Annotated in this window: 11 protein-coding genes and 2 pseudogenes; 11 read left to right on the top strand and 2 right to left on the bottom strand. The window is 59.8% G+C overall.

Going from position 1 to position 17,657, the window contains the following annotated elements; translation table 11 throughout:
- Positions 1–10: 10 nt before the first annotated feature.
- Entirely contained in the window at positions 11–1,024 is a 1,014-nt protein-coding gene (locus tag PP263_RS03405; protein WP_308366972.1) for a hypothetical protein, read from the bottom strand.
- A gap of 266 nt (positions 1,025–1,290) precedes the next feature.
- Between PP263_RS03405 and PP263_RS03400 the strand changes: the two genes are divergently transcribed.
- The 8 genes and pseudogenes from PP263_RS03400 to PP263_RS22655 form a co-directional block, all read left to right on the top strand.
- Complete coding sequence (locus PP263_RS03400) at positions 1,291–3,648, top strand: TonB-dependent receptor domain-containing protein (RefSeq protein WP_308366971.1); 2,358 nt, start codon at positions 1,291–1,293, stop codon at positions 3,646–3,648.
- Positions 3,649–3,712: 64 nt separating this feature from the next.
- Positions 3,713–4,846: an alkaline phosphatase family protein gene (locus tag PP263_RS03395; RefSeq protein WP_308366970.1), complete on the top strand. Its 1,134-nt coding sequence runs from the start codon at positions 3,713–3,715 to the stop codon at positions 4,844–4,846.
- A gap of 144 nt (positions 4,847–4,990) precedes the next feature.
- Complete coding sequence (locus PP263_RS03390) at positions 4,991–6,085, top strand: hypothetical protein (protein WP_308366969.1); 1,095 nt, start codon at positions 4,991–4,993, stop codon at positions 6,083–6,085.
- Between the two features lie 282 nt (positions 6,086–6,367).
- Positions 6,368–7,477, top strand: a complete 1,110-nt coding sequence (locus PP263_RS03385) for a hypothetical protein (RefSeq protein WP_308366968.1) — start codon at positions 6,368–6,370, stop codon at positions 7,475–7,477.
- Positions 7,474–9,384 carry a transglutaminase domain-containing protein gene (locus tag PP263_RS03380; RefSeq protein ID WP_308366967.1) on the top strand — a complete coding sequence of 637 codons (1,911 nt, stop codon included), beginning with the start codon at positions 7,474–7,476 and terminating at the stop codon, positions 9,382–9,384. Before PP263_RS03385 ends, PP263_RS03380 begins: the two co-directional genes overlap by 4 nt.
- Before the next feature lie 151 nt (positions 9,385–9,535).
- Entirely contained in the window at positions 9,536–10,528 is a 993-nt protein-coding gene (gene rdgC, locus PP263_RS03375; protein WP_308366966.1) for a recombination-associated protein RdgC, read from the top strand.
- Between the two features lie 45 nt (positions 10,529–10,573).
- Positions 10,574–10,732: pseudogene (locus tag PP263_RS22660) on the top strand (maltose acetyltransferase domain-containing protein); the annotation flags it as partial.
- 240 nt (positions 10,733–10,972) lie between these two features.
- A pseudogene (locus tag PP263_RS22655) lies at positions 10,973–11,122 on the top strand (DapH/DapD/GlmU-related protein); the annotation flags it as partial.
- Positions 11,123–11,192: 70 nt separating this feature from the next.
- Here the strand turns inward: PP263_RS22655 and gndA are convergent.
- A complete protein-coding gene (gene gndA, locus PP263_RS03365) occupies positions 11,193–12,713 on the bottom strand; it encodes an NADP-dependent phosphogluconate dehydrogenase (RefSeq protein WP_308366964.1) in 1,521 nt (506 codons plus the stop codon).
- Positions 12,714–12,982: 269 nt separating this feature from the next.
- Between gndA and PP263_RS03360 the strand changes: the two genes are divergently transcribed.
- The 3 genes from PP263_RS03360 (at position 12,983) to PP263_RS03350 (ending at position 17,566) form a co-directional block, all read left to right on the top strand.
- On the top strand, positions 12,983–14,059 hold the full coding sequence (locus PP263_RS03360; RefSeq protein ID WP_308366963.1) for a TerC family protein: 1,077 nt from the start codon (positions 12,983–12,985) through the stop codon (positions 14,057–14,059).
- A 149-nt stretch (positions 14,060–14,208) separates the two neighbouring features.
- Positions 14,209–14,745 (top strand): DUF2058 domain-containing protein, encoded by a 537-nt coding sequence (locus tag PP263_RS03355; protein ID WP_308366962.1) that lies wholly within the window; start codon positions 14,209–14,211, stop codon positions 14,743–14,745.
- A 109-nt stretch (positions 14,746–14,854) separates the two neighbouring features.
- Positions 14,855–17,566, top strand: a complete 2,712-nt coding sequence (locus PP263_RS03350; RefSeq protein WP_308366961.1) for a S8 family serine peptidase — start codon at positions 14,855–14,857, stop codon at positions 17,564–17,566.
- Positions 17,567–17,657: the final 91 nt, after the last annotated feature.

Here is a 17,657-nt window from a genome sequence, read left to right as displayed (position 1 = left end):
TTCCTACCGTCTATTCTGACGGTGTGGCGAGCACTCCTACAAGACCTTCGGCGCCCGCTCCCAGAATCAGGCTTTCTCCCGCTGCCAGGGTATAAAACCCCTCCCCCGGCAACGCCTGCCAGCTGTTACCACTGTCGAATGAGATATCACTGGCTGTCTTGCCGCTGGCGACACAAATGTTGTCAACACAGGCCATGGCCGTGCGCAGGCCGCGCTGGCCGTTATCTGCGCTCTGCCACCCATTGCTGGTGAGCATGGCCAGGTTGTTGTATTTACCCGGCCTGTCCCGATAGTCTCCGCCCATCACAAAGACTTGGCCGCGCCGGTTCAGCGCCAGTGCGTAGCCACCGGCTGTCTGGGTCTGCCGATGCAGGTTTACCGGGCTGCGCCGCCACCTCTGGCCGGAGTCCTCGCTGGAGTAGACCGAGGCCTGCAGCCCGCCAGTGGTAAACCAGGCCCTGCCTTTTGGACCTGTGATCAGGGTATTGCCGCTGGCGGCGAAGGCGGCTTCGTTGGGAAGTAACAGCGGGATTTTGTCTTTCGCGATGCGCGTCCAGGTACGGCCGCCGTCCTTTGTTACCATGACCACATAGTAGCCATCCACTGGGTCTCCCAGCAGCAGGCCGTGGTTGCGGTTCCAGAAGGCGATGGAGTCGAAGAAGCCGTCCTCGTCGGGGTTTTCATACAGCAGCTGCCAGGACTCGCCGCCGTCTTCGGTCAGGTAGAGCCGCGACTGTGCCCCGCTGCCGACACCCATCACCATGGCTGTCTTGTCGTCAAACAGGGCGATATCACGGAAATCGGTTACCGGCTCCTGTTTTACGGAAACATCCCGCCAGCTTTTGCCGTTGTCCGTGCTCTTGAAGACGGTATTGTCCGTGCCGCTGACCCAAAGGCTGTGCGGCCCTATGGCGCTGCCGCGCAGAGAGGCGCGTTTTTCCAGTTGTACCACCTGCCATTTGGGCAACTCGGCGGCGCTGGCGGTCCAGGAAAAGAATAACAGGCAAAAGAGGATACGGATCAAGAAACTAATCTCCGATTTGTTGAAGCTTCTGGTTACTATTTATTCGGTATTACAGACAATTGGTTTGTCCTGCTCCTGCCTTCCCACACCAACATTTCCGTCACTTTAAATTCATCGAAACGTAAAAGACAAGTCATCACAGCACGCCATTGTACGCCCGCAACAACCAGAGCAGTCGGGAAAGACTACCGGGCGCCGCCACATTGGGGCAACCCCAAGGCTGCCAATTAATCCGCACTACCATGGATATAATCGGGGATACCTCAATGAAAACCGCAAAAACCTACTTGGCTTCCGCCATTTCCCTCGCCACCGCCATGGCCGCCAATCCGCTGGCGGCGCAGGAGACCGATGGCCAGAAGCTGGAGGAAGTCGTGGTACTCGGTACCGGCATAACCTTTAACAGCAGTTCCGTTACCGAGTCGATGATCAGGCAACAGTCCACCATTACCAGCGTCAACGCCCTGATCGACAACCTGCCGGGGGTGTCGGTGAACGAGGGAGATACTTACGGCTTTGATGACTGGTCTACCAATATCACCGTGCGCGGCTTTACCACCAGCCTGGATGAGCAGCAGGTGGGCACCACCATCGACGGCATTCCCAACGGCGGTTCCGCCTACGGCGGCGGTTCCAAGGCCAACCGTTTTGTAGACCCGGCCAATATCGGCGGTGTGGATGTGTCCCAAGGCACTTCCGATATCGCCTCCCGCTCCCACGAGGCGCTGGGCGGCACCATCGATTACCGGACGGACGACCCGCTGGATAGCCGCCGCACCCGCGCCGAGGTATCCATGGGTGAATTCGATGCGCAGCGCCTGTATTTCCGCTACGACACCGGAACCTTTGCCGGCAATACCAAGGCCTGGATCTCCTATTCCAACCAGGAGGCCACTGATTGGATTACCGAAACCGCAGAGAACGAGCGCGAGCATCTCGCCGCAAAGCTGGTCACCACACTGGACGCGGGCACCATCAAGGCCTACGTCTCCTGGGACGATATTCACGAGGACAACTATCAGCGCATCTTTTCCGATGCACAGTTCGAACAGTTTCCGGAAGACGATTTCCTGACCGGCGAGTGGACCGGCATCCCCTATATCGACCAGCTATACCGCCGCGGCTGGTCGACCCTGAGGGAAAACCTGCTGGGCTATGTACAACTTGATGTCGATATCACCGACAGCCTGAACCTGGAGGGTGGAGTCTATTTCCACACGAACGAAGGCCGCGGAGATTGGGTACCTCCCTACCTGGTGGACGTCACCGACGACGGCACCGGCGGCCAGTCCGAATTCCTGGGCGGTACCACCACTAATAGCGCGGCAAGTATCGGGCGTTTTTACTATGTGGACACCAACGGCAATGCACTGACGCCAAACGTCGGTTGCGAATCCGATATCGTAACCATCTACGGTCAAGCCGACCCCGAATACGATCCTGCCTGCTACCCGGCCGGCGCCATCCCGGTGATGTCCTACCGCCACACCCACTACGAGAAAGAGCGTAGCGGCCTGACCCTGGACTTCACTCACACCGGCGATATCGCCGGAATGCAGAACGAATTGCGCGGAGGCCTCTGGTACGAGGACGCCACCCGCGACGAACACCGGGACTGGCACAAGATCGCGGATGCGACCCAGGGCCATGGGTTCGATTCCACCCCCTACTGGGTCCAATACGACCGCAGCTACCCGCAGGAAACCACCAAATGGTATCTGCAGGACTCGCTGACCATCGACTCGCTCACCCTGAACCTGGGTGTCAAACAGTTTCTGGTGGACGTATCCCGCGAGGACCTGTTCAACGAGTCTCCCGACGTGACCATCGATTCCGACTCAGACGTATTGCTGTCCGCGGGCTTGGTGTGGGAAACCCCACTGCAAGGCACCGAGGCATTTGTCGGCTACGCGGAGAACTTCAAGACAATCGGCGATAATATCCTGGAGCGCCCGGAATCCGACCTCGACAATATCGAGCCGGAAACCTCCGAAACCATCGAGCTGGGCCTGCGCTACGAGGCCGACAGCCTCTCCGCCACCGCCACCTATTTCCAGAACGACTTCGAGAACCGCATCATCTTCCTGGATAACAACACCGACGCGGGCCCCGACTACCTGATCGGCACCAACGGCACCTACTTCAATGCGGGCGGCATCGAGTCCGACGGCATCGAACTGCTGCTGAACTACGTTATCAACGATGCGTTTAACCTCTATGCCTCCTACACCATGATCGACGCCTCTTATCTTGGCACCGGCGACACTGCGGTGGACGAAGCCCTGGGGTTGGTGCCGGGCAACGATGTGATCGGTATCGCCGACCAGCTGTTTGTTGTTGGCCTGGACTGGAGTTCGGAACTGTTCTACGGCGGATTTTCCACCAAGTTCACCGGCGACCGTTATGTGGATCTCGCCAACACCTGGACGGCGGAATCCTATATGGTGACCGACGCCTACCTGGGCGTGAATCTGTTCGGTGCTACCGAATACCTGAGCGGCGTCAACCTGAACCTGGTGGTGAACAACCTGTTCGACGAGGACTACTTGGGCAGCGTGGTCGCCAATGGCGCCTGGATCGGTGCACCGCGCACTACCTCCTTGTCTGCCACCATCGATTTCTAAATCGCTGCCCAGCCAACCAGCGCGGGTGGGGTCTTCCCACCCGCCGTCTTGCCGCGGAATACCTATGAAATATTTCCACTCTACGCTGACTACGTTGCTGGTTTTGTTGTTCAGCGCCGGTGCCCACTGCGCCGACAACCTGGTGGTCGTCACCCTGGATGGACTGCGCTGGCAGGAGGTCTTTGCCGGTTACGACGAGGCACTGCTGGACAACAAAGACATCACCGAACATCCGGAAACCTTGCTGGAGAAATTCGGCGGCGGCACCGCGGAAGAAAGGCGCGAGAAGCTGATGCCCTTATTGTGGGGCACTGTGCAACAGCAGGGCGCTCTGCTGGGCAACCGCAATAAAAAGTCCACCATGGACATCACCAACACCTGGTGGTTCTCCTACCCCGGCTACAACGAAATACTGACTGGCCGGGCCGACCCCAAGATCAACTCCAATAAACCCATCCCCAACCGCAACACAACCTTCCTGGAATGGTTGAACGGGCAGCCGGAGTTTGCCGGTAAAGTGGCCGCCTTCGGCAGCTGGGATGTATTCCCGGCCATCATCAATCGCGAGCGCAGCGGTGTCTATATCAATGCCGGCTTCGAAAGTGCCAACTGGACAAATTTGTCGGAGCGCGCCCGCTTCCTGAACGAACTGCAGGCCCAGACGCCGAGCCCCTGGGCCAATGTGCGCCTGGACGCCTTTACCTACGGTTTTGCCAAGGAGTACCTGCGGAAGCACAAGCCGCGTGTGCTCTATATCGCATTGGGGGAGACCGACGACTTTGCCCACGACAAGGAATATCACCAATACCTGCGCGCCGCGCACCGCTCCGACCGCTTCCTTGCGGATCTGTGGCAGACGCTGCAATCCATGGACAGCTACCGCGACAATACCAATCTGATCATCACCGTCGACCACGGATGCGGCCGGGACGCGGATTCATGGCCGCACCACGCCAGCGAAGAGGCGGTAAAGCAGTATTTTAATGACCTCAACCAGTTCCGCGAGGACGGCATCGCCGGCGCCGACGAAATCTGGTTCGCGGCGCTGGGCCCAGATATCCGGAAAATCGGCGAAGTCTCCGGGGGCAAAGCGCTCTATCAAAACCAGGTGGCGGCGACGGCTCTCACGTTGCTTGAAAAGAGACCCGGCGACTTCGATAACAATATCGGCCCGGCCATGGAGGTAATCCTGAAATGAACCCGAACTCTACCATTTGGCCATCGCCTCTTATTTCGTTTACTTTGCGGGCACTATGACATATAAAACCTGACAGTCACCCGAGGAACGCGGATTGGGAGCCCCTATCGACACTCCTCCCCCAACAGCGCTGGAAGAATAATAATGAAACGCAAACTGATCATGCTTATTCCCGGCCTTGCCCGGGTCACCCGCTCGGCACAGCTTTCCGTCTTTGTGGACGGCATGGTTGCCGCCAGCGAGCGCGTTCCACTGACTGAAGTTTCCGATCCATCGGTACCGCCCGGCGTGCGCCGTTTGCGGGCGGAAACCGGCGGTCAGTCGAGTGAGTTCGACGTCATCGAAGCCTACTGGAACGACCTGGTTCCCAGCCTTTCCCAGGAACCCCTGACGACGAGATTCCTCCGCGGCTTCTCCCTGCTGTGGTTCTGGCTGATGAGTCCTCGCATATTTAAAGGCATTTTCCGACGCAAATACCTGACGTTTGGCCTCACCCTGTCTGTGCTCGCGTTTACCGTCTGGTACTTGAGTACTATTGTACTGTTTATCGAGGCGTTGAACGTGGAGGCGGGCAGCCCCTGGAGCCCGCTGGTTACATTCCTGAAGGACCATACCGCTGGCGGCTGGCAGGTGTGGGTACTGGCCAGTGCGCTTTCTGTGCTTATTCCCATTTCCCTGCTTGTGGACATCTCGGATTTTTCCAAGCGCTACATCACCAACGAACCCGCTGAACCGGGCCAGCCGGCAGTGCGCTTTGAGATAGTTAAGCGCGTGCGGGAACAACTGCAGGCACGGCTGGACCCATCGGAGTACTCCTCGCTGACCGTCGTGGGGCACAGTTTCGGTTCCGTGGTTGCCGTGGATCTCTTCGCCGATCTGCCGCCCGTCGGCGTACCGGTGAGGATGTTAACCATGGGTTCGCTGCTGGAGATATTGGGCAAGCAGGCTCCCTGGCTGAAGGACGAGGTCGCCACGCTGTCCCAGCGCGGCGACCTGGTGGAGTGGGTGGATATCAAGTCCCACTCAGACTGGTTCGCCAGCGGCGCCGATATTCCGGAGTCCCCACTTTGCCGGGAAGCCACTATTGGCTCTTACGGAACTTTCCCCGACAAGCTGGCTGCACGGGTACACGCCAGGTACTTCGACAACCAGGAGGCGGTCAACATACTGCTGGAAGATGTCGCGGCGACAGAAACCGGCAAATTCATAAATAAAGAAACGCCGCCGCAATTGGCCTGATCACACGGTCAACCCCGGGAAAAGCCGACTCTCTTTCTACACTGACAACCTGCACCCATAACCTGGCCTCCTACTTCGAGACTGTGGTCGCCAGCGACGATATGGAGCGCAACAAACCATACACGTAGGGTTACCTGCCCGCATTGATTCTCAGTCCCGCACCAGCGACACCCTGAACAAAATTTAACCACGGGCACCTTTCGAGCTCAGGTGTAGATCTGTCGGCATTTTTGCCATAATCGGCTGGGAAACTCAAAACCACAACAACAAACCGGGAACGCCATGAGTTCAGAAGCCGAACAGCTTTCCATACAGGCCATACAGGGAATTACCAGCCCCCCAGGGGAAACAGATATCTTGGCCCCTCCCGAATTGCACCTGCGAGCCCCCAGGTCCGTCCGCTGGGAGGTTTTCCTGTTTTTATCCACCCTGGGGCTCTACTTCTCGGTATACCTGTTTCGATTGGCGAGGGAACTCAGGACAATCACCGGAAAACCGCTGTCCCCGTGGCTTTGGATTTTTGTTCCCTTTGTCCTGCTTGCACAGATCTTCGCCTTCCCCAAGCTGCTGAGGTTGATCGAACAGGTTGAGTCGGAAAATTCTGTTCCGGATACTTGGGGTGACTGGAGCCCTCTCTGGGTGATCGTCATGTGTGCCACGACCTTGGTTTTCAATATTTCGGAAAAATTTGCTGTTCCGGACTGGCTGATACCTGCGGCATTGGCGGTAGCCTGTATTCTGTTTGCCGTATTCCACAACAGGGTCAACCGCATTCGCCGTTGTTACAAAGGCAGGGCCAGCTTCGATGGCAAGGAAAATGGCTTCAGCGCTACAGAGTGGGTAACGACGATTGTTCTATTTCCAATAGCCACCGCGCTCATGGCATTGGTTCTATTCTATTCCGAGCTGTTTGGTGGTGATGTCATCGAGGAACTGGACAGTGGCCAGATCTTCCACCACCAGGACTACCCATTCTCAATTTCCGTGCCCGAAGACGGCTGGTCTCTGGTGGATGTGGGTTCCCATTCGGATGGTACTGCCGTTATCGAGCTGGAGGGCCCCCTGGTCGATATGTATTACGTTGTCTTTTACCATGGCCCCGGGTCCAGCGTGGACGACATCACCAGTTTCAGAACCAAAGAAGCCATTTCGGAAATCGGCGATGCCGACTGCACCGCAGAGAGAACTTTCCTCGACAATAGCCTGAACATCAGCTCGCGCATTCAGTGCAAAGGAAAATACTTCGGCGACCCCAACATCGTCATCAGCAAAACGATAGAGACCAAAAACGGGCTTTACGAGTTGTACGGCAACTTTTCGGCTACTGAAATGACTTACAGGAACAATCTGGAAACTTTCCTGGCAATGGAAAAAGGATTCGGCGCGCGATGAAAAACCTCGGCATCTTCCTGCTGCTGCTAGCCCAGGCAAGCTCCGTGCTGGCTGACAACCTTAAGTTCGAGCCCGGCGTCCGCTGGAGCGGTGATACAAACCACGAACTGGTGGACTTCTCCAAAGCTTTTCTCGTGGACCCTGCCTTACCCGAAGCACTCACACAAATCCGCTATCGCCACAGGATCCATGTCGGCGTGGACAGGGTGACCCAGCGGATACAATCACTCTGGTATTACCCCAATGCCAGCGATGTCCAGGACAGTGGCAACGAGATCATCGCCTTCAACCAGGTGAGCGAGCAGCTCACCCTGCACTCTGCACTGTCCGTATCCGGCCGCGGAGAAACCAGGCAATTCGATCCCCAGACAATCCGTATCATAGATCCCGACAGGTACAACACCTTCTCGGATGTCAAACAGGCAGTCCTCGCCATTCCGGGCGTGGAGCGGGGAGGTGTCACCATCCTCGAATACGAGATCGAGCTGGACAAGTCCAAACTGGAAGCCTTCTGGTCCAGGATCATTTATCCCCACAGCTCTTTTGAGTATCGTAACTACGAGATCGTGGTAACCCACGACCCGGCGGTACACTTGAACCATCACTACGATGGAGATGTCCTGGATTGCTCAAACTCGGTTTCCGGCTTCTCCTGTTCCGCCGAATTGATCCCCGCTTTGAAGTCTGATCCCTCCGTATACTGGAGGGATGTAATCAATCAGTTGACAATCACCGAGGGGAAAAATTCATGGACAGATATCGCCGCCTTTATGCAGTCAAAGTTTAACACCGCTATGGCTCACGCGAGCGGTATTGATGCTCTCTTCTCCCGGCTGACCGGCGACAAGCCTGCGCTGGATGACAAGATATCGGCGATTCACGACTTTGTGTCCCGGGATATACGCTACAATTCGATGTCCGAGCAGGGGCACGCACTTACCCCACATAATATCGAAGACACAGCGAAAAACCGCTACGGAGATTGCAAGGACAAATCGGCGCTCCTGACCGCACTGTTAAAAAAACTGGGCCTGAACCCCGTTCCGGTTCTGGTGGCGACCGATCGAAAAAGAACTGGCCAGTTGACGATCCCGTCACTGGCTTACTTCAATCATGTCATCGTGTGCAACGACTCGGAAGACAAGCCGTTCTGCATTGATGCCACGGATACCACTACCGATTGGCGGAGCGTTTCCGGCTGGATACAGGGTAGCGCGGCTCTTTCCCTGGCGAACTCCACCGCGCCCTCCCACATCACTGAGAATCCCTTCCGCTGGCGCCTGGTATCCAACACCGAAATCCGCTTTGACAAACGTGGAGGCCAGACAGAGCGGAATTCCCGCGAATATATCGGTGAATACGCCGGCTCCATGCGCAGCATCCTGGAGGTCAAGTCGAAAGTGGAAAAACAGCAGTGGGCCGAGCAGGAGTACCAACAGGTAGTCAATGATACTGTACGACCGAAGTTTGAATTCTCAGGCATCGACCGCATACAGCCATCGCTGACACTCAAATCCGAGACAAATTACGAGCCCTTCCTGGACCCCACTGACGATGTCTTCTATGTGGAGTACGATTCCTGGCTCAGGAACGAAATCTCCAGCCTGGAAGTAAAAAATGTCCACTACGGATACGACTTCCCCGGTCTGAACGTTGAATCGCAGTATCGGTTCGACTTGGAGGATATCTGGAAGCTCTCCTTCCCCGGCCAAACACTCGCCCTGAAACACGAGTACGGCACTCTGGAGCGCCGTATCACCAGTAAAAACCCCAGCGGACTGACCGTTAAATCGGTACTTAAAATACCGGGCCGCTATATCGAACCCGATGAAATAGAGGCCTTCAACCGCTTCCTGTCCAAGTTGAAAGAGCAGGCGAAGATACAATTTTTGGCCACGAAAACTTAAGGCCTGTGCACACCAGCTCGGCGGTTATTCTTTAATCGATGACCGCCAGTCCGGGCTTTTCCCCTATTTTTTCGACACAGTCCCTGGCCCTTGCCGATCCCAATCCGCATAATTGCCGTTCCCGACAAATACAGAACAGATGGCCTGATGTATGTGGTTTAAGAATCTTCGCGTCTACCGCCTCACCAAAGAATTTGCCCTCACTGCCGAAAAATTGCACGAATTACTGGAGCCCGGCGCCTTTGTGCCCTGCGGCAGCCAGGATATGGCCCGCTACGGCTGGGTGTCACCGCTCGGCCGCCACGGCAGCCAGCTGGCGCACAGTGCCAATGGCTATTTGATGATCTGTGCCAAAAAGCAGGAGAAGGTGATTCCGGCCGCAGTGGTGAACGAGATGGTGGAGGAACGGGCCCAGGCCATCGCCGATAAGGAGGCCCGCAACGTCGGCCGCAAGGAGCGGCAGAACCTGAAGGACGAGGTGCTGCTGGAGATGCGCCCCAAGGCTTTCGCTCGCTCCCACCTGCAGTACGCCTATATCGCCCCGAAAGAGGGCTGGGTGGTGGTCAACGCCTCCTCAGCCAAGGCGGCGGAGGAACTGCTGGAAAACCTGCGCGAGGCGATCAGCAGCCTTTCGGTGGTGCCGCTGACGGCGAAGAATATCCCCCAGCAGACCATGACCCACTGGCTCACCGCCCCGGAAGCGCCGGCCCGGTTCGAGTTCGGCCATGAGTGCGAACTGCGCGATCCGCAGGACAGCGGCAGTGTGATCCGCTGCAAGAACCAGGACCTGTGCGCAGAGGAGATCCACAACCACCTGGTGGCCGGCCTGCAGGTGCACAAGCTGGGGCTGGTGTGGAAAGAGAGCGTCGAGTTTGTGATCGACGACCAATTGTCGATCAAACGCCTGAAGTTTGGCGACGAGGTGATGGAGAAAGCGGACAATATCGACGCCGGCGATGCGGCCCAGCGCTTCGATATCGAATTCTCGGTGATGACCCTGGAAATCTCCGCGCTGCTCACCGATCTGCTGGCTGCGTTTGGCGGTGTCAATACAGAGTCGGCAAGTGTCGAGGAGATTGTAGCTAAAGCCTCCCGCGCAGATTCGGAACGGACTGCGGCCGAGGTCGAAGAAGTGGTTTTCTGACGCAGCGCCCCAGCGTGATAAGGAACGGGAACAACGACCGCCAATATGAACGATTCCGAAAAAGAAAAGATGCTGCGTGGCGACCTCTACGACGCCTCCGACAGCACGCTTGCGCAGGAGCGGCTGGCTGCACGCCAGCTGTGTCGCGAATACAACCAGTACGATACCGGGGACCCGGACAGCCGTAGCCGTATACTGGCCCGTTTATTGGGCACCAAGCCGGACAACTGCACCATCGAACCTCTGTTGCGCTGCGACTACGGATACAATATTCACCTGGGTGAAAACTTCTTCGCCAATTTTGACCTGATCATCCTCGATGTCTGCGAGGTGCGTATCGGCGACAACTGCCTCTGCGGGCCCAGGGTCAGCATCCTCACCGCCACACATCCAACCGATGCCCAAACCCGTCGCAGCGGCCTGGAATTCGGGCAACCGGTGACTATCGGCAACAATGTCTGGATCGGTGCCGGTGCGATCATCAATCCGGGCGTCACCATTGGCAACGATGTGATCATCGGCTCGGGAGCGGTGGTCACCGGAGACATAGCGCCAGGGCTGATCGTGGGTGGCGTGCCGGCAAAGACGATCCGCGGATCAACCTGATCTGCGCGCCGGTATCAGCGCTGTTTTTGACCGCCGCCACGTGGGCCTACAAGGCTGATCAGACTTCCACCACCGGCCGCCCCGGCTCACTCCACTGTACGTGATACTTTTCCTCCTCCGGGCGGTCCACGCGGGAAAAGGTGTGCGCGCCGAAAAAGTCGCGCTGCCCCTGCAGCAGGTTTGCCGGCAGGGATTCCATGCGGAAGGCGTCGTAGTAGCTGAGTGCCGAGGACAGGGCCGGCACCGGGATGCCGAACAGGCTGGCATCCGCTACCGCGCGGCGCCAGTTGTGCTGGTTGAGGGCGATCTGCCCGGCAAAGAAATCATCCAGCAGCAGGTTGGACAGCTTCAGGTCCCGCTCGTAGGCATCGCTGATGGATTGCAGGAAAACCGCGCGAATAATGCAACCGGCGCGCCAGATGCGGGCGATCTCGGCGAAGTTCAGCTGCCAGCCCTGCTCCCGCGCGGCCAGTTTCATCAGGTCGAAGCCCTGGGCGTAGACGCAGATTTTGGCGCAGTACAGGGCGTCGTGCAGCTGCTCGATCACCTCGGCCCGGCGCGCTGGTTCCACCGGGGCCACATCCGGACCCAGCAGTTTCTTCGCCGCCCGCGTGCGCAGCACCTTGCGCGTGGACAGCGAGCGCGCGTAGACCGCTTCGGCGATGCTCGGCGCGGGACAGCCCACTTCCAGGCTGCTCAGCGCGGTCCACAGTCCGGTGCCCTTCTGGCCAGCGCGATCTAGGATGACATCCACCAGCGGCTGCTTGGTATCCGCATCCACGGTCGCCAGTACCTCGGCGCTGATATCGATCAGGTAGCTGTTCAGCGGTCCCAGGTTCCATTCGCGGAATACTTTCGCGATCTCCGCCGGGGTCATTTCCAGGGCGCTGCGCATCATGTGGTAGGCCTCGCAGATCAGCTGCATATCGGCGTACTCGATACCGTTGTGCACCATCTTCACGTAGTGGCCGGAGCCTATGGGGCCGATATAGGCCGCGCAGGGCTCGCCGCCGGAGACCGGCCTGCCGGGCTCGCGGCGCTCGATGGGCCGTCCGCTGTCCGGATCCACCTTGGCGGCGATGGCGTTCAACACCGGCTCGATACGGGTCCAGGCGTAGCGGTCGCCACTGGGCATCAGCGAGGCGCCGAAGCGCGCGCCGACATCTCCACCGGAGACGGCGGTGGTAAAGAAAATCAGCCGGCCCTTGAAGCGCTCACAGCGCTCCACCGAATCGGTCCACAGGCTGTTGCCGGTGTCCACCACGATGTCGTCGGCCTTCAGGCCGGCGTCCAAGAGCTTGTGGCACACGTCGTCCACCGGCGCGCCAGCCGGCACGGAGAGAATCACCAGGTGCGGGGATTTGATACGGCCCAGCAGTTCGGTGTAGGAACTGCAGGCCTCCACCCGCGGCGGCCGCTCGCCGCGCTCCCGGGCATCCTGCTCCAGCAGCGCATCGAGCCGGTTGTGGTCCAGGTCGAAGGCACAGACTTTGTAGCCGTTATCCGCCAGGTTCATGATCAGGTTCTTGCCCATCACTCCCGCGCCGATAAAGCCTATATCGCACAGTGAATCGGACATGGATTTCCCCACAAAAATTTGGCTGCCATCGGAAGGGCGCGGAGTATAACAACACAAGCCGGCCGCCGGGAGAGCACATTTTCACCAGCTACAATCGCGGAGAGACGGTCGTGAAGCGCAAGACTGCAGTATTCAGAACAATATTCCGAAAGGAGTAACCAGGACGCTATTTAAGTGTGGCTGGGCCGGCTCACTCCGATTTTTCGCCCCAACGTAATCTCGTCTATATACGGGCTGGGACCCGAGGCGACAGAGGCGCCGCACCCGTCATGATCTGGATCTGGATAGCATTTATCGGCTTTGTGCTGCTGATGCTGGCACTGGACCTGGGGATATTCCACCGCGAGGCCCATGTGATCGGCCTGCGGGAGGCGGCCATATGGTCCTCAGTGTGGATCGCCATGGGGTTGGCTTTTTCCGTATTCATCTACTTTGCCTACGAGAACAAGCTGCTCGGCCTGGGCATCGAACCGGATGCCGTCGACGGGCTGCTGAACAACGGCGCCAGGGCCACCGAGAAATACCTATTGGGCTATGTGGTGGAAAAGTCGCTCAGCGTGGACAACATTTTCGTGATCGCGGTGATCTTCGACTACTTTGCGGTACCGCGGCGCTACCAGCACCGGGTGCTCTTCTGGGGCATCCTTGGCGCCCTGGTGCTGCGCGGAGTGATGATCGCGGTCGGAGCCAGGCTGATCGAGGAATTCCACTGGATTTTGTACCTGTTCGCCATCTTCCTGATTTTGACCGGGCTCAGGATGTTGTTCCTCAAGTCCGGACCCGCGGACCCGGGCAGGAACCCAGTGGTGCGCCTGGCGCGGCGCCTGCTTCCGATTACCGACCGGTTCCACGGCCAGCACTTCATCCTGCGCGCCGGATCGGCGGCGTCCCGCGAGAACGAAATGCCCGGCGAGACCGCGGAGCCGGATCCGGTTGTCTCCGGGGCCCGCCCGGGGAGCCTGTTGCTGACGCCACTGGCGCTGGCCCTGATCGTGGTGGAGACGAGCGACGTGATCTTCGCCGTAGACTCCATCCCGGCCATCTTCGCGATCACCGCCGACCCCTTCCTGGTTTTTACCAGCAATGTATTCGCGATCCTCGGCCTCCGCTCGTTGTATTTCGCCCTGGCCGGGATGGTGGCCAGGTTTCACTACCTCAAGGCCGCCCTGGCCCTGGTATTGATGGTGGTCGGCACCAAGATGCTGCTGGCCGAATGGCTGAAACACGCGATCGGGGAGCGTTTTAACCTGTACCTGCTGGTGATAGTGCTGGCCATTCTGGCTTCAGGGGTGGTGGTATCGCTGATAGTCGAGCGGCGCGGCGGCAGGGGCAAGACGGGCCGGTAAAGCACCCTGGGGACGACTCGGGACTCCCCCGGTACCAACCGGGCGACGGCATCGGTTAGAATCCCACTCCCGGGCGGCCTCCGGCTCTTCCCACGAATTCCACCGCCGCAGGCCAGCGGCCCCACAACCGAATGCACAGGTAAGACACCATGGCCTCACTGCAAGACCAACTACTGAAAGCCGGCCTTGTCGACAAGAAGAAGGCCAAGCAGGTCAGCAAGGAAAAGCGCAAACAGGACAAGGTGGCGAAGAAATCCGCCCAGCCGGTCGTCGATGAAACCAAGGCGGCCGCGGAGCGGGCCCGAGCCGAAAAGGTGGCCCGCGACCGCGCGCTGAACGCCGAACGCGAGGCCGCGGCGCAACAGAGAGCCATCGCCGCACAGATCAAGCAGATGGTCGCCAACAACAGGCAGCCCAAGGGCAACGGCGATATCGCCTACAACTTTACCTTTGAAAAGAAGATCAAAACCCTCTACGTAACCGCAGCCGTACAGGAACACCTGGTAGCGGGGCGACTGGTGATCGTCGGGCTGGACGATCAGTTCGAGCTGGTGCCGCGGGTGATCGCCGACAAGATTGCCGAGCGCAACCCCGCCGCCGTGGTCCAGCCGCCGGCGGACAGCGCACCGGCCGGGGAAGACGATCCCTACGCCGACTACCAGATCCCCGACGACCTGATGTGGTAGCCGGGCATTCCCCTGCCAACCTTGAGAGTGTGAAGCGGTTTTGGGATTATTGGCCGGTGTTGGTCCAGACTGGACCGGCATACAACAAACACCAGAACCGTGACCGTCTATGAAGTCTCTCGCCCGCTTTTTGCTGTGCACCCTGCTGTTGCTGTCCCTGACCTCCTGTGGCGGCGGCGGGGGAGGCAGCGATAACAGCCCCCCTCCCAACGAACAGGGAGACGACAGCGGCAGTGACGACGGCGGCGACCAGCCCACAGACCCTGGCGACGACACCGGCAGCGATGACACCGGCACCACCAACCACCGGATAGCCGGCACCGTAACGGCCGAACGCTTCAGCGACACCGATTCCGACAGCAACGACCCACAGGCGCCGATCGTCCCCAACAACCAACCCTCCGAGGCCCAGTTGCTGGGCAACCCGGTGGTGCTGGGCGGGTTCGCCAGCGCCGAGGGCAGCGGCCAGGCGGAGCACCGCTTCCAGGCCGAGGGCGACAGCGAGGACTGGTTCAGCCTGTCCCTGTCCGCCGACCAGAGTATCCGCCTCACCATTCACGACTTTCAGCCCCTGTCTCCGCTGCAGAACGACCTGGATCTCTACCTTTACCAGTCGGATGCCCCCGACACCCCGGTGCAATCCAGCACCGGCGGTATCAGCGACAGTGAGTCCATCCGGGTCCCGGCGAGCGGCGACTATCTGTTAGAGGTGCGCGCCGTAGCGGGTATCAGCGCCTACACCCTGAAGATCGACAGCAGCGACGACCGCATCCTGCCGGCCTCACCCTCGGTGGGCGACGACTTCGCACCCGGCGAGCTGATCGTGAAGTGGAAACAGGCCCCCACCGTCGCCGCCCTCAACAACCGGCGACTGCAACCGACCGGTAGCCCGGCCCGGGGCAGCCGGCTGCGCCGCTACCGGCTGGCGGATTTCGCCGACTCAAGCCCACCGCGGCTGCACCCGGTACAGAAATCACACCCGCAGGCGAATGCCCACACCCTGGCCAAACTGCGCACGCTGATGGAACTCAAGCAACTCCAGGCGGACCCGGCGGTGGACTATGTGGAACCCAACTACCGCTACTACAGCCTGCGGGCCCCCAGCGATCCGCTCTACCTGCGCCAGTGGCACTACCGGAATGTTCACCTGCCCGAGGCCTGGGATATCACCACCGGCAGCGCCGACACCGTGGTCGCCGTACTCGATACCGGCATCTACAAAGCGCACCCGGACTTCGGGGGCAAACTGACCCCCGGTTACGACTTTATCAGCGACCCGGAGAGCGCCGGCGACGGCGACGGCATCGACGACGATCCGGAAGACCCAGGCGACCAGGCCCTGCAAAACCGCAGCTCCTGGCACGGCACCCATGTGGCCGGCACCGTCGGTGCATTCACCGACAACACCAGCGGTGTCAGTGGCGCCGGCTGGCAGAGCCTGGTGATGCCGCTGCGGGTCCTGGGAATTTCCGGCGGCAGCACCTACGACGTGGCCCAGGCGGTGCGCTACGCCGCGGGGCTCGCCAACGACTCGGGGGCGATACCCGCGCAAAAGGCCGGCGTGATCAATATGAGCTTCGGTGGCTCCGAATTCTCCCAGACCCTGCAGGACGCCCTCAGCGAGGCCCGCGCGCAAGGTGTTGTGCTGGTGGCCGCGGCCGGCAACGACAGCAGCGACACACCCACCTATCCGGCGGCCATGGAAGGCGTGATCGCCGTCAGCGCCACCGACTTCAACAACGAACAGGCCCCCTACTCCAACTTCGGCAACTGGGTGGACCTGGCCGCCCCCGGCGGCGACATGTCCGCGGATGCCAACGTCGACGGCTTCAGCGACGGCGTCCTCAGCACCTACGTAAACGAAACGAAAGGGGGCAACGAACTCTCTCCCAGCTACGCCTCGCTGCAGGGCACCTCCATGGCCAGCCCCCACGCCAGCGGCGTCTTCGCGCTGATGAAGGCCGTCAATCCCCAGCTGACCCCGGACGACATCGACGCCCTCCTGGCCAGTGGCCAGCTAACCACCGATCTGGGCGAAACCGGGCGCGATCCGGTCTACGGTTACGGCCTGCTGGACGCCTACAAGGCGGTGCAGGCAGCGGGACAGGAACCCGCTGAACCGGTGATCACCGCCGATCCGGAAACCCTGAACTTCTCCGCCACCCTCACCGCTCTCGAAGTGGAGATCCGCAATATCGGTGCCGACGGCGCCGCCGTATCCAGCAGTCCCCAGCCGGGCGCTGGCTGGATCAGTTCGGTGGAACCGATGGTTGTAGATACCGCCACCGGGTTCGGCACCTACCGGGTCACCGTCGACCGCACCGGGCTGACCGACGGCATCTACAACAGCGAAGTGGTTTTTCCCATGAACGGCACGGAGAACTACCACCTGCCGGTGAACCTGCAGGTGGGCAGCACCACCAGCGGCAACTACGCCGGATACTTGTATATCCTGCTGCTCAAAGCCAGCGACGAGGACGGCGACGGCATATCCGACTACGAGACCGTCCGCCAACTGGCCAAGTCCACCGACAACGGAGAATACACCTTCGAGTTCACCGGCGTGGAGCCCGGCAACTACACCATCGCCGCCGGCTCCGACCTCAATGCCAACGGCACCATTTGCGATCCGGGAGAGGCCTGCGGCTACTACCCCGCCAGCGGCCAGGAGGACAGCGTCACCGTCGACCGGGACCTGGAAAACCTCAGCCTGATCGCCAGCTACTATAGCGACGCAAACACCAGCGCCAGCAGCGCGGGCGGGGAGCAAACCGGCCAGCGCAGGCCCATCGGCAAGCTTAAAATCCGGCGGGCTGAATGACCCGGGGCGGCCCTTGGCCGCCCGTCAACGCTTTCCCGGCATCGGGGTCTTCGCATCACGACCGTTACAGCATTGGGCTCGAGCGCCGGCT

The sequence above is a fragment of the Microbulbifer sp. TB1203 genome (genome assembly GCF_030997045.1).
GTDB lineage: Bacteria > Pseudomonadota > Gammaproteobacteria > Pseudomonadales > Cellvibrionaceae > Microbulbifer.
Note: the sequence above shows the minus strand (reverse complement) of the source record. Positions and strands in the feature narration are given on the sequence as shown.